Source organism: Paenibacillus sp. J22FR5, from assembly GCF_059691975.1.
Map to the genome: position 1 here is coordinate 16,513 of NZ_JCAUAN010000047.1, position 13,503 is coordinate 30,015.

General features: G+C 45.0%; 11 protein-coding genes and 1 riboswitch. Of the genes, 9 read left to right on the top strand and 2 right to left on the bottom strand.

Features of this window, described 5'->3' with window-relative positions; genetic code table 11:
* Nucleotides 1-24: 24 nt before the first annotated feature.
* Both corA and AC58P7_RS31735 read right to left on the bottom strand, forming a co-directional pair.
* Nucleotides 25-960 (bottom strand): magnesium/cobalt transporter CorA, encoded by a 936-nt coding sequence (corA, locus tag AC58P7_RS31730; protein WP_497350093.1) that lies wholly within the window; start codon nt 958-960, stop codon nt 25-27.
* A 306-nt stretch (nt 961-1,266) separates the two neighbouring features.
* On the bottom strand, nt 1,267-1,494 hold the full coding sequence (locus AC58P7_RS31735) for a hypothetical protein (protein WP_497350094.1): 228 nt from the start codon (nt 1,492-1,494) through the stop codon (nt 1,267-1,269).
* Nucleotides 1,495-1,744: 250 nt separating this feature from the next.
* Nucleotides 1,745-1,873: riboswitch (SAM riboswitch) on the top strand.
* 111 nt (nt 1,874-1,984) lie between these two features.
* On the opposite strand from AC58P7_RS31735, the gene metA reads away from it, so the two are divergent.
* From metA to AC58P7_RS31780, 9 genes are all read left to right on the top strand, one after another.
* Nucleotides 1,985-2,929: a homoserine O-acetyltransferase MetA gene (metA, locus tag AC58P7_RS31740; RefSeq protein ID WP_497350095.1), complete on the top strand. Its 945-nt coding sequence runs from the start codon at nt 1,985-1,987 to the stop codon at nt 2,927-2,929.
* A gap of 39 nt (nt 2,930-2,968) precedes the next feature.
* On the top strand, nt 2,969-4,138 hold the full coding sequence (locus tag AC58P7_RS31745) for an aminotransferase class I/II-fold pyridoxal phosphate-dependent enzyme (RefSeq protein ID WP_497350103.1): 1,170 nt from the start codon (nt 2,969-2,971) through the stop codon (nt 4,136-4,138).
* Complete coding sequence (locus tag AC58P7_RS31750; protein ID WP_497350096.1) at nt 4,135-5,310, top strand: trans-sulfuration enzyme family protein; 1,176 nt, start codon at nt 4,135-4,137, stop codon at nt 5,308-5,310. Before AC58P7_RS31745 ends, AC58P7_RS31750 begins: the two co-directional genes overlap by 4 nt.
* A 136-nt stretch (nt 5,311-5,446) precedes the next feature.
* Nucleotides 5,447-6,583, top strand: a complete 1,137-nt coding sequence (gene mqnC / locus AC58P7_RS31755) for a cyclic dehypoxanthinyl futalosine synthase (protein WP_497350097.1) — start codon at nt 5,447-5,449, stop codon at nt 6,581-6,583.
* Nucleotides 6,584-6,981: 398 nt separating this feature from the next.
* Nucleotides 6,982-7,929: a putative sporulation protein YtxC gene (locus AC58P7_RS31760; protein ID WP_497350098.1), complete on the top strand. Its 948-nt coding sequence runs from the start codon at nt 6,982-6,984 to the stop codon at nt 7,927-7,929.
* 346 nt (nt 7,930-8,275) lie between these two features.
* Nucleotides 8,276-10,210, top strand: coding sequence for a threonine--tRNA ligase (thrS, locus tag AC58P7_RS31765; RefSeq protein ID WP_497350099.1), 1,935 nt, complete (start codon nt 8,276-8,278; stop codon nt 10,208-10,210).
* A gap of 188 nt (nt 10,211-10,398) precedes the next feature.
* A complete protein-coding gene (locus tag AC58P7_RS31770; RefSeq protein WP_497350100.1) occupies nt 10,399-11,052 on the top strand; it encodes a 3D domain-containing protein in 654 nt (217 codons plus the stop codon).
* Nucleotides 11,053-11,372: 320 nt separating this feature from the next.
* Nucleotides 11,373-12,896, top strand: a complete 1,524-nt coding sequence (locus AC58P7_RS31775; RefSeq protein WP_497350104.1) for a methyl-accepting chemotaxis protein — start codon at nt 11,373-11,375, stop codon at nt 12,894-12,896.
* A 78-nt stretch (nt 12,897-12,974) separates the two neighbouring features.
* Nucleotides 12,975-13,355 (top strand): hypothetical protein, encoded by a 381-nt coding sequence (locus AC58P7_RS31780; protein WP_497350101.1) that lies wholly within the window; start codon nt 12,975-12,977, stop codon nt 13,353-13,355.
* Nucleotides 13,356-13,503 lie beyond the last annotated feature (148 nt).

The following is a 13,503-nucleotide window of genomic DNA, read 5'->3' on the forward strand; positions in this document are numbered from 1 at the left end:
TATCTTTAAACCAATCTGATCGGCTCACAGCCATTCTTTTTTACGAAATAGCACATACATGGCAATGCCGAGAACACCCATAAAGGCAAGCACAATTTCATCTCCGTGGGCCACATGCAGACCCAATATATTATCGAAATTCATCCCGAATACCCCGGTAATAAAGGTCAAGGGCATGAAGATCGTCGTCAATGCGGTAAACACGCGCATGATATCATTCGCGCGGTTCGCGAGGCTGGATTGATAAGCTTCTCGTAAGTTCCCCATGAGGTCGCGGAGCGTATCGAACGTATCCACGATTTTGACGGCATTTTCATAAATGTCGCCGAAATATTTCTGAAGTTGATGATCGATGAGTCTCAGTTCTTTTTTGCCAAGCGTCCCGATGACATCACGTTGAGGCACGAGTACCTTTTTCAGCCATAATATTTCCGAACGAAGACCAATAATCTCATTCAAATGTGACTTCTTCGTCGCCATCAGAATATCTTCTTCCAGTTTCTCAATCTTCGCTTCAATTCGGTCACCGACTGCGACGTAGTTATCTACGACAAGATCGACCAAATGATATAAGAAACGGTCGGCACTATTCACTTCTTCCTCCCAAAGGAAGGGCTTGAGCGCGCGAAGTTCATTAATTTTTTGTCGGGTAACGGTAATAATCACATGCTTGCTTAGGAATAGATTAAGTGCGCGTAGGAAAATTTCTTCATCATCAAACCGAATGCTATTAATAACAATGAAATAATGGGAATCATAAAATTCAATCTTCGGACGCTGTTCTTCCTCACTTAGACAATCTTCTACGGCCAAATCATGCAAATGGAATAGAGGCTGGAGTAATTCCAAGTCCTCGATCCCCGCATCAATCCAGTAGAAGCCTTGACTAGGCGGTGTAAGCGCAGCGGTCACATCATCAACTAACGTAAAAATACCATTTTGAACCAACCGTGTTTTCATCTGCCCACCCCTTTGCATGGAATCAGCCGGTTAATTCATCTAGAAGAGCATGGCTCTGGATGATGGAATAACCGACTTCATTCCTACACTTTGAAATTGTTTACTGATGACCTTGCAGGTACTACTCCTCGGTTCTCCGTCCAAGCGTATGCCCTCCTTTTCCGTCCGTGTCGAATACTTGTCTAGTATACCCGTTCATATATCGCGTTTCAAGCCAAAAAGTTTAATGAAATCAGGGGAATTGTCGTTTAGATAACGTATGGGAAAGAGGCTAGGCCTGTGTCAAAAAAAATAAACCGCCATAACTTACTTGGCGGCATTCAGGATCTTATTTTTGATGTCCGTGTACATCTGAATTAACTCAGGGGCTCCGCGCTTCATCAGATCAGTTTCACTTTCTGCTCCGTATACGAGATGAAGCTGCGAGATGGCCATTTCCGCTTGCGCTTGCGTTGGTTTGACCGTTTCAATTAGAGCAAAGAAGCGATGCAGGGAAGCAAAAGCAGAGAAATTATCGGATGTTTGGGTTGACATAGTAGCCCTCATTTCTTTGTTAAAATCCTCCTACTAATTAAGACAATCTGTTGGAGTAAGCTTGTCCTAACTGTTTAACCTTCAAAGACATAGCTTAAACCCTCATCACCCGATACATATTGTATCATAAAAGGGGTGGCTTTTCTGTAAGTATTTAATGGATAAAAATACTTTGCAATTTGATCAAGCTGGGCCATCTTGACTTTCTTTTAAATTATAGTATGATAATGCTAATCGCATACGTTTTATTTTCTTATCAAGAGTAGGTGGAGGGACTAGCCCTATGACACCCGGCAACCGACAAACCTTTGCAAGCAAAGGGGAGCACGGTGCTAATTCTTGCGGAAACGCTGTTTACAGCGAATCTGGGAGATAAGAGAAGGACATTGACTTTGATTTTCTATGGCCTTTCTCTGATTCCAGAGAAGGTCATTTTTGCTTTCTATACATGTTCGTACCCAACCTAAATTAAAGAAGAGGAGTGAACAGGATGCCGATCAAGATTCCTGACAACCTGCCTGCCAAAGAAATTTTAAACCAAGAGAACATCTTCACCATGGACGAATCTGTCGCGTATCATCAGGATATACGTCCACTTCGTATTGCTCTGCTTAACTTAATGCCAACGAAAGAAACGACGGAGACGCAATTGCTGCGCTTGATCGGAAACACGCCGCTGCAAGTGGAGTTCGTGCTCCTGCATCCCAAAACGCACACTTCCAAAAATACGTCTCACGAACATTTAGATATGTTTTACAAAACCTTCGATGATATCAAAGACGATAAGCTGGATGGTATGATTATTACTGGCGCGCCCGTAGAACAAATGGAATTCGAAGATGTGAATTACTGGGAAGAGCTTACGCAAATTCTCGAATGGAGTAAGCGTAATGTTACTTCAACTTTGCATATTTGCTGGGCCGCTCAAGCAGGCTTATACCATCATTTCGGGGTGCGGAAATATGCGTTGGACAAAAAGACGTTTGGTGTATTCCCTCATACTGTGAGCGTTCCAAATACGAAGCTGCTGCGCGGTTTCGATGAAGTGTTCAATGTTCCACAATCACGTCACACCGATATTACTCGTGAAGATATTGAACGATGTCCGGATTTGGAAATTCTATCGGAATCCGATGAGTCAGGTGTGTATATCGTCGCAACGCGAGATGGTAAGCATATTTTCGTAACTGGACATTCGGAATATGACGCTTGCTCATTGAAATGGGAGTATGACCGCGATGTGGCCAAAGGGCTGCCGATCGATATCCCGAACAATTACTACCCGAATAACGATCCAAGTAGACTGCCTTACAATACGTGGAGAGCACACGCGAATTTGCTGTTCTCGAACTGGCTGAACTATTATGTATATCAAGAAACACCTTTTGAGTTGACTGTTAACATTAATGAAAGCTGGGCAAGTTCCCAATTGTAAAATCAAATCGACCCATACCCCGAGGAGGAATTTCCCTTGTTGAAAATCGAAAGTCGTCTCGCTCAAATTGGCTCTATTGAAGAACCTGTTACAGGTGCTGTTAGCTTTCCTGTTTATCAAGCAACTGCGTTTCGCCATCCTAAGCTAGGGCAAAGCACGGGATTCGATTATGCTCGTACGAAGAGCCCGACGCGCAAAGTGCTTGAAGATGCTATTGCCCAACTCGAATCCGGAGATGCAGGCTTTGCATGCTCGTCAGGCATGGCAGCGTTGCAAACGATTTTCGCCTATTTCAGCCAAGGCGATCACTTGATTGTTTCCTTGGATTTATATGGTGGTACGTATCGCTTGCTAGAAAGAATCATGTCCCGTTTCGGTGTAACAGCCACTTATGTCGATACGAATGATTTGGATGCACTCGAAGGCGCTTACCAAGCGAATACGAAGGGTCTTGTTATCGAAACGCCAACGAACCCGCTAATGATGATTACTGATCTTGAGCTCGTATGTACATGGGCCCGTAAGAAGGGCATCGTATCCATCGTCGATAACACGCTGCTTACGCCATATCTGCAACGTCCAATTGAACTTGGTGCGGATATCGTCATCCACAGTGCTACGAAATACTTGGGTGGACATAATGATGTCCTTGCTGGTCTGATCGTAACAAAGGGTAAAGAGCTTTCAGAGCAAATGGCCATCCTTCATAACTCTATTGGCGCCGTGCTTGGACCGCAAGACAGCTGGCTTCTCATGAGAGGGATGAAAACCCTCGCACTTCGCATGGAGCGACATGAGCAGAATGCTACAGCAATCGCCAACTTCTTATTGGCACATCCGCTGATTTCTGATGTGTTCTACCCTGCGCTTGAAACACATCCTGGCTATGCGATTCAAAACAAGCAATCTAGCGGTAACACAGGGATTTTCTCTTTCAAAGTAAATGATGCTCGATTGATCGAACCGATTCTTCGTCATATTAAGTTGATTGCTTTCGCAGAAAGCTTAGGCGGGGTTGAGTCCTTGATGACATACCCAGCCGTACAAACACATGCGGACATTCCGCTTGAAATTAGACAGCAAATTGGTGTCGATGATCGTCTACTACGCTTCTCTGTTGGGATCGAGCATATCGATGATCTGATCGCCGATTTGTCGAATGCCCTGGAGTCGGCGCAAGCCGAGCTGGAAGGAGCATCACAATCATGAGCCATTCTTCAGACAAAGAGAAACGTAAGCCGCATGGCAAATTTGCAACAAGATTGATTCATTTCGGTGCTGAAATAGATGAAGCGACAGGGGCATCCAGCGTGCCATTGTACCAAGCTTCAACTTTTCATCAAGCTGATCTGGAAGCGAACCAAGAGTACGACTACACACGATCCGGTAACCCGACACGTCAAGCGTTGGAGGATTACATTGCCTTGCTAGAAGGCGGTACGCGCGGATTTGCATTCGCCTCTGGAATGGCTGCGATCTCTTCTGCGCTAATGCTTTTGTCGCAAGGAGATCATGTGATCTGTACCGAGGATGTATACGGTGGTACGTATCGTTTGCTGACAACGATTATGAATCGGATGGGCGTGGAATCTACGTTTGTCGATATGACGAACATAGCAGAGGTGAGAGCGGCCCTTCGTTCCAACACGAGAGCCGTCTTCATCGAGACACCTTCCAACCCAACGCTCCGTATCACGGACATTGGTGAGATTACTGCTTTTGCCAAGGAGCATGATTTGCTCACAATGCTGGATAATACATTCATGACACCTTATCATCAACGTCCGATCGAGCTAGGCATCGATATCGTGCTGCACAGTGCAACCAAATTCCTAGGTGGGCATAGTGATGTGCTGGCTGGACTTGCGGTTGTAGCCAATGACAGCCTCGGCCGTCGGATGAAGCAAATTCAGAATGGTATGGGCAACGTGCTCGGCATTCAAGATTCGTGGCTGCTCATTCGCGGCATGAAAACATTGCAAGCAAGGATGGAAATGTCCGAGAAGAGTGCTCGCAGATTAGCACATTGGTTGACCGAGCAGCCTGATATTGACGTGGTTTATTATCCAGGCCTGCCTAATCACCCTGGTAGAGAAATACACGAGAAGCAATCCTTAGGCTATGGCGCTGTCGTCTCATTTGATGTTGGTTCTGGCGAGAAAGCAAAGAAATTGCTGAGCAAAGTAAAGATTCCGCTCGTAGCTGTAAGCTTGGGTGCAGTAGAAAGTATCCTGTCGTATCCGGCGATGATGTCACACGCCGCAATGCCGAAGGAAGTACGCTTACTGCGCGGTATTACAGACGGTCTCGTGAGATACTCTGTGGGTCTTGAAGATATTGAAGATATTATTGAAGATTTGGAACAAGCCTTGCGGGGTTAAGTGACTCGTTATTCAGAAATTATCCATATTTACAATGGAATAACACCTGGAAAAAGCAGCGCTTTGCTGCTTTTTTGGCATGAATATGGTACGATAAATGGATACGAGCCTTCAGAAAGTAAAGGAGTGAGTTGCAATGAAACCGATCGATCGCATTTTAAATAAAGCACAAGCAGGCGGACGAATTGATGTAGAAGAATGTATTACGCTGTTCGAATCCGATCAAATAGAGAAAATTGGCGACACCGCCAATCAGATTATGAAGAAGTGGCACCCAGATCCGATTACGACCTTCGTCATTGGGCGCAATATTAACTACACGAATATCTGTGATGTGTACTGCAGATTCTGCGCGTTTTATCGTCCACCAGGTTCGGCCGAAGGCTATGTGTTGCCGGATGAGACGATTTTCCAGAAGATTCAAGAGACTTTGGATGTCGATGGGACAGAGATTCTTATGCAAGGCGGCACCAATCCGAATCTACCATTTAGCTATTATACGAACATTTTGCGCGAAATTAAGAAGCGTTTCGATATTACGATGCACTCCTTTTCACCCGCTGAAATTATGAAAATGAAAGATGTCTCTGATGGCTTATCATTAGAAGAAGTCGTTCGCCAATTACACGAAGCAGGTCTAGATTCCTTGCCAGGCGGCGGGGCGGAAATCCTCGATGACCGCACACGACGTAAGATCTCTAAGCTGAAAGGCTCATGGCGTGATTGGATGGACGTCATGCAGACTGCTCACAAAATCGGCATGCATACGACTGGGACGATGGTTATTGGCTTCGGCGAGTCGATGGAAGAGCGCGCGCTTCATATGCTGCGTATCCGTGATGCACAGGACGATGTGCTTCTGCAGAAGCTGAATACGCCAGGCTTCCTGGCATTTATTCCGTGGACGTTCCAACCGGACAACACGAATATGAAGGCGGAGAAAGTAACGCCTGAAGAATATTTGAAAACGTTGGCCATTAGCCGCATTATGCTGGATAATGTGCCGAACTTCCAATCCTCTTGGGTCACGATGGGACCTGAGGTTGGCAAGCAAACGCTAAGCTACGGCTGTAACGACTTCGGCAGCACGATGATCGAAGAGAACGTCGTATCCGCCGCGGGGACGACGCACAAAGTCAACGTGTCCTCGACACTGGACATTATCCGTCAAGCTGGTAAAATTCCTGCACAGCGGAATACGAAGTATCAAATTCTGCGTGTGTTTGACGATGAGAATGTGAAGATTGATCGTGATTTTGTGATGCAGAACTAAAGATTATCACGAAGAAGCAGTTCCCAACTGCTTCTTTTTTCGTCCCTGAAGCGTAAAATTAATCTTATCTTCAGGTAACCGTGGGTCAATAAGCATACAATAAAGGAACACCACAAATTTGAGATCGAAGATCGGAGTGATTTTTGTGAAACTACTCAAAAGTTTTGTGCAAGGATTCCTTTACGCTTTTGTCTCCATCGGTGTTCTCCCTTTCTTGCTCGTGAAGGCTCTTTTAGAGTTGTAATACGCCCTTGTTACTTTCGTGAGGAGCAGCCTTGTGCTGCTCCTTTTTTGCATCCTTAGCCCTATTCCGAAATGGCAAATTGTTCGTTGTATATCTCCCTCCTATCGACCATATACTCTTAAGAGGAGGATGCATAGATGGAAGGAGTGAGCACATGGAACTGTTTGCAATTGCCCTAATCGATGTCGAGGAATCCTATGTACGTTCGCTGAGCGCACAGGTGAAGCAAGCGCTACAGCATTTACATATCGTCCAAAATGGTTTAACGGCTACGTACACTTGGTATGAAACACGTGCTTTTATTTATGTGGAAGCGGAAGCAGGGAGTGTCATCCAAGACCCGCATGTTCATGAAGATCAGGTGAGAGCTTGCTTGGCAGAAGCGCTGGCGTGTCACATTGTAGAGGACAAGGAATCCAGCATCTTACGTAACCTGATCACAAAGGATTTTAAATATGAGAAGCTGACGGACCTTGAAGCCATTGAAGGCTACTGCAAGCAATCCTTGATCCAAGAGAGTGAACTGGAAGGCTTGCCGCTAATGAGCAGCGGCCCAAGCCGGCTTCGTCGTATTCAGTTGCTAAAGGAACAATTAATCGCATTGCTCGAGGAGAATCCTCAGCTCAGCTTAGACGGATTTCTGAAATTTCGCATTCAGGAATACAAGGAAGAGCTTCGTGAGATTGCTGAATATGCGATTGATGAGTATATGATGGACCGCCAGTATCAGGAATTTATTTCGCTTCTGCAATATTTCGTCTATATTCAAGAGGCCAAAATACCCGCAGCCCATCTCATTCACAAAGGCGGCCATGAGTTTGTTATTTTGAATGACCATATGGAGCCCATTGATGCGAATGAGTTTGACGCAAGTTTTCGAATGGAAATGCTGGAGAAGGATATTAATTTCGAGGATATGATCGTGAGTACACTCATTACGGTTTCTCCCGCCAACATTTACATTCATACGCGGGATCCTGAGCTGACGATCATTAAGACGATCCGACAAATCTTTGAAGATCGGACATCGGTGTGCAGTTATTGCCGTACCTGTGACCTGTATCTAGGGGATGGCAAGAAGCAGGATCAACTCTCCCCTTGACCTTGCCCTCTTCGCCATTTATAATAGTGATCGAAGGCGTTAGTATCAAAGACAAGAACTTTCTGTATGAACTGCTCAGAGAGAGGAGACCAGGCTGCAATCTCCTTCAGCGAACCGGATTGTTTACCCCTTTGTAGCCGTATTGTGGAATTCGACCTGATTTGCAGGCTCGTTACTATACAATACCGGAATCATTCCCGTTAACGAATGCTGATGAGGATTCGACTTACCTTTCATGGTAGGAGCGAATCGAACTAGGGTGGAACCACGAGCTGAGCGCACTCGTCCCTTTATGGGATGTAGTGTGCTTTTTTGCGTTCAATTACACAATTAGGAGGCATGTTAGATGGTTGTTCAAGTAAAATTACCAGATGGCGCAGTGAGAGAGTATGCAGTAGGGACGACCATTGAGCAAGTGGCGGAATCCATTTCATCCGGACTGAAGAAAAATGCAGTTGGCGGTAAAGTAAACGGTAAATCTGTTGATTTATCCTTTGCCTTAGATAATGATGCGGATGTTGAAATCCTAACTCTCGATAGCGAAGCGGGCCTAGAAATGTACCGTCATAGTACAGCGCATTTGATGGCACAAGCGATCAAACGGATTTATGGCAACAAAGCGGTTAAACTAGGGATCGGTCCTGTCATTGAGGACGGCTTCTACTATGATATTGATTTGGAAACACCGTTGAACCCTGAAGATTTGGTGAAAATCGAGAAGGAAATGGAGCGGATTTCAAACGAGAATCTTGCGATTACGCGCCGCGTTGTTTCCCGTGAGGAAGCGATACGCATTTTCACCGAGATGGAAGATCCGTTTAAGTTGGAATTGATCCGTGATCTTCCGGAAGATTCCGTGTTGACGATCTATGATCAAGGTGAATTCTTCGACTTGTGCCGCGGACCACATTTGCCATCAACTGGGCGCATTAAGGCGTTCAAGCTGTTAAGCGTGGCTGGTGCTTACTGGCGCGGTGATGCGAAGAACAAAATGCTGCAACGCATTTATGGCACAGCATTCCCTAAGAAAGCACAGCTGGATGAGCATTTGCACCTCTTGGAAGAAGCGAAGAAACGCGATCACCGTAAATTGGGCCGCGAGCTCAAAATGTTCGCTTTCTCCCGCGAGGTTGGTCAAGGCTTGCCGCTTTGGTTGCCTAATGGGGCCAAATTGAGACGTACCATGGAACGCTATATCGTGGATTTGGAAGAGCGTTTAGGCTACCAACACGTATATACACCAGTACTTGCAAACGTTGATTTGTACAAAACATCCGGTCACTGGGAGCACTATAGCGAAGACATGTTCCCGAAAATGGTTATGGACAATGAAGAGCTCGTCCTGCGTCCAATGAACTGTCCTCACCACATGATGGTATATAAGAGTGATATGCGCAGCTACCGTGATCTTCCTATTCGTATCGCTGAGCTTGGTACAATGCATCGATATGAAATGTCAGGGGCTTTGACTGGCTTGCACCGCGTGCGTGCGATGACCTTGAATGACGCCCACATCTTCTGCCGTTTGGATCAAATTAAAGAAGAGTTCTCTCGCGTTGTTAACTTGATCCGTCAAGTATACGCAGATTTCGGAATCACGGATTACCGTTTCCGCCTGTCTTACCGTGATCCGAAGGATACAGAGAAATACTTCCAGGATGATCAAATGTGGGAAACTTCCCAACGTATGCTTCGTGAGGTCGTTGAAGAGCTTGGCTTACCGTTCTTTGAAGCGGAAGGTGAAGCAGCATTCTACGGTCCTAAGCTCGATGTTCAAATCAAGACAGCGCTGAAGAAGGAAGAAACACTTTCGACTGCGCAAATTGATTTCTTGCTGCCTGAGCGTTTTCAATTGGAGTACACAGGTGAAGATGGTCAGAAACATCGTCCAGTCGTTATTCATAGAGGAATAATTTCCACTATGGAGCGTATGACAGCGTTCTTGCTTGAGAATTTCGCTGGTGCGTTGCCAACATGGTTAATGCCAACACAAGCGAAAGTGATCCCTGTATCACCTGCTTTTGAGGAATTCTCTAATCAAGTAACAGAGAAACTAAGAGAAGCAGGTATTCGCATCGAAGCAGATAATCGCAATGAGAAGCTCGGTTACAAAATCAGGGAAGCGCAGCTGGAGAAAATTCCTTTCATGCTCGTCGTAGGCGAGAACGAAGTGAAGAATGAAAGCTTGTCGATTCGTAAACGGGGTCAAGGGGATTTGGGTACCCAGCCAATTAATCAAGTTATCAGTTTGATTCAAGAAGAAATCAAAAACAAACTGTAACTCCCATTTGTTCCTATAAAAAGCAGAGAAGTGATGTTCACTTCTCTGCTTTTTTGCGTTCCCCAAAAAGCCTTTCATGCATGCATAAGTTGCTAAAAGGAGGATATGTTAATCAGTGAGTCTGTATGTGGAGGTTTATTGATGAAAGGAAATGGACAACCTACTGTAGTAGGGGGAGGCTTAACGCAATGAGAATAACCGATGCTTCGATGCAATCTAAATGGATATTGGCATGGATGATGCTCACCGTTTTGATCGTGCTTTTCGGAGAAGAGGCTAGCAATCCAGGTAAATATAGGGCGGCAAACACCGATACCCATATACGAGTACAGCAGCAGCATAATCAGGCAGGGACTGTAATTCCTGTTGCAATGCCTGTTGCACAAGAGCGCCAACAACAAGCTAGTTACCGTTTTGTACCGAAACTAGATACGGATCTATCTAAGTATACGGCTGTTGAAGTGACAGCAACTGGATATTTTGCTGGCAAGGAATCTACTGGGAAAAATCCCAATCATCCTTCCTATGGAATCACGTATTCTGGTATCAAGGTCAAGCGAGATGATAAAGCATTATCAACGATTGCGGCAGATACGAAGGTGTTTCCTTTAGGAACCGTTTTATTCATACCCGGATATGGCTATGGGGTTGTCGCTGATACAGGAAGTGCGATTAAAGGGAAAAAAATAGATCTGTATTTTGATACCAAGGATCAGGTTTATAAAGAATGGGGTAAGAAGACCGTTAAGGTATTCGTTGTGAAACGAGGCAATGGAAAAGTGACAGAGGTTATTTGGAATCAGCTGAAGGATGAAATACTTGCGCCTGCCAAGGCTTTGTAAATGTCCAGTTTGATTTGAAAAGAAATTCATAAAAAATCCTGTTTGGGAAAACATACTCTTACAGGAGGTGATTGACATGGCAAAGAACAAGAACAACAAGAAAGCAGCGCAAGACATGGAATTTGCTACGGAAGTAGCGGTACCTAATAAGCAGCAACAAAACAACACACAAAACCAAAATAAATAAAAAAATAGGTTCACAGAAAAGACGGAGACCCGAAAGGGTCTTCGTTTTTTATTTCTTTTCAAGCCCTTCTATATTCGATATAATGTAACAAAAACTAACAATTTGTTCCTTTTGGGAGGAGTTCCAATTGCTGATGTGGACGGATTCAAAGCAGAAAGCTTGGTTCTACGGTTTTGTACTTATTGGCCTAGGTGTAAATGTATTCGCTTTATTTTCTGCTTCAGGCTGGGTTACGGTGGCAAGTGTAGTTGTATTCCTCATTATGGGTGTAAGCACATTATTTAGTTCTAGTGTGTCCGTTCGGGCACAGAAACAGGGGAGTCTAGATCACGAGGAACAATTCCGTACATTTATACAAGAATCACAGGTTGTTGCGGATCGCTTAGCAGCAGCGGTTGAAGAGGTGAATCGCTCCATCGGTCATCTTCTCCAAATTGCCGATGCTTCCATTCAGGGAGAAAAGGAGTTGAAGGGAAGAAGTCAGCATGCTGTAGGACAGCTGCAAGAAGCCTTTGCTGCGATTCAACAAGTGGCTGCGGCAGCAGATCAAATATTGGATTCATCGTTACATATGCATCGGGAAAGTGAACAAACGAAAGATACGGTCGTAGACGTCTGCCGTTCCTTAAATGCGACAGATGAAGTTATGAATGATCTGCATGTGAACAATGATACGATGCAGAAGAAAATTCAAGATTTAACTGAGCATACCTCGAAGATTGAAGAAATCAATACGTTTATTACTGAGGTTGTTGCTCAGACTTCACTGCTTGCCTTAAATGCATCGATTGAAGCGGCAAGAGCTGGTGAGCATGGAAGAGGCTTCTCTGTCGTTGCACAGGAAATTAAGAAGCTGGCTGCGCAAAGCCATGAAGCTGTACAGAAGTCTTCCGAGCTCCTAGCTGATATTGAGAGCGGCGTTTCACAAGTTGTGGCCGCGGTTGCCGAAGAGAAAGCTTCTGTTACACATGGGATTGATGAGATGAAGGTGATGAAAGGCAAGATCGATACGATCTTCTCCTTGATCCTTCATGTGAATAGCCTTGTCGCAAGCACAACAAGCTCAACGAAGCACCAATCTTACCTCGTTACGGGGACTAGGACTTCCTTGGGAGAAGTTGTGGATTTGATGAATGAGACCATGTCGAGTGTTGAGCATACGCTGGAGCAAATGAAAAAACAGCGCCAAGAGGTTTCGAGACTTCAGCATATTAATCAAAATCTGGATCGTTCTTCAGGAGAACTCATCCAGGCGATACAAGCGGTTGGTCTGAAGAGTAAGCAAGGCACCATTCGTGTTAACATTGAAGAAATGAAGCAATTATTGCATGCTCTTGTTCGCGTACCTGACATCAAATCTTTAGTAGAAGACAAACATGCCTCTCATTTACACGGAATCTTGAAGAAAACAGCTGGTATTGAAGCGATTTGGTCGAATCGCGCGGATGGAACCTTTATTTTCTCTCAACCAGAGGCTGGCTTGGTAAATGCCAAAGGGAGAGAGTGGTGGAAGCGTGCAATGGCAGGTGAACTCTTCATTTCGGAAGAGTACGTGTCAGCTATTACAAAAAAACCATGTATTACGCTGTCCAAATCCGTCATAGATGACATGGGAACCCCAATTGGCGTCGTTGGAATTGATTTACTGTTAAATTAATAGTTCTCAAACCACTCTTTTTAGTGTAAAATAACATTACTGTTATAAATCTTGACACGGAGAGATAGGTGATGGATCATGCTACAAGCATTACGAGCGGATGGAAAGCCCCTAAGAACACCAAGGAAAGCTGCAGAAGTACTTCCCTTCTTGGAAGCTTTTATTTCACGCAAAGAGCAGCAGGCTCGGGAGATTGAGCAGGTTGTTGAGCGATATGAGGTTAAGAGAATGAAGGAAGAGCGGGCTTATCAAACCATGTCATCATTTCGGCGCATGTTCTCCGGTAAGAAGCCTGATCATCATCTTGCTGTTGAGTATATTCATTATGTGAAGAAACCTATGGAGCAAGTAAGAAAGCTTCGTGCCGAAATCGAGCAAGCTAGACAAATCATGAATGATTCTAAGCCGGGTGACGATATCACGTTCCCAGATGAATTCGAAGATATATTTTCATCATAGTGAAGAAGAGGACACTGCGGGTGCAGTGTCCTCTTCTTTGTAGTGCGCCCAGCATGGGCGCTATCTTTAGGGTTCAAGTCCCGAATGGCGAAGGCAGTAGTAGCCATAGCTTAAGACAAGGGTGTCGACCGCGAGGTCGAATCTGAAG

What these genes read in the sequence shown, in the direction of transcription:
- corA (WP_497350093.1), bottom strand. Translation starts at nt 960, where the DNA reads ATGAAAACACGGTTGGTTCAAAATGGTATTTTTACGTTAGTTGATGAT.
- AC58P7_RS31735 (WP_497350094.1), bottom strand. Translation starts at nt 1,494, where the DNA reads ATGTCAACCCAAACATCCGATAATTTCTCTGCTTTTGCTTCCCTGCAT.
- metA (WP_497350095.1), top strand. Translation starts at nt 1,985, where the DNA reads ATGCCGATCAAGATTCCTGACAACCTGCCTGCCAAAGAAATTTTAAAC.
- AC58P7_RS31750 (WP_497350096.1), top strand. Translation starts at nt 4,135, where the DNA reads ATGAGCCATTCTTCAGACAAAGAGAAACGTAAGCCGCATGGCAAATTT.
- mqnC (WP_497350097.1), top strand. Translation starts at nt 5,447, where the DNA reads ATGAAACCGATCGATCGCATTTTAAATAAAGCACAAGCAGGCGGACGA.
- AC58P7_RS31760 (WP_497350098.1), top strand. Translation starts at nt 6,982, where the DNA reads ATGGAACTGTTTGCAATTGCCCTAATCGATGTCGAGGAATCCTATGTA.
- thrS (WP_497350099.1), top strand. Translation starts at nt 8,276, where the DNA reads ATGGTTGTTCAAGTAAAATTACCAGATGGCGCAGTGAGAGAGTATGCA.
- AC58P7_RS31770 (WP_497350100.1), top strand. Translation starts at nt 10,399, where the DNA reads ATGAGAATAACCGATGCTTCGATGCAATCTAAATGGATATTGGCATGG.
- AC58P7_RS31775 (WP_497350104.1), top strand. Translation starts at nt 11,373, where the DNA reads ATGTGGACGGATTCAAAGCAGAAAGCTTGGTTCTACGGTTTTGTACTT.
- AC58P7_RS31780 (WP_497350101.1), top strand. Translation starts at nt 12,975, where the DNA reads ATGCTACAAGCATTACGAGCGGATGGAAAGCCCCTAAGAACACCAAGG.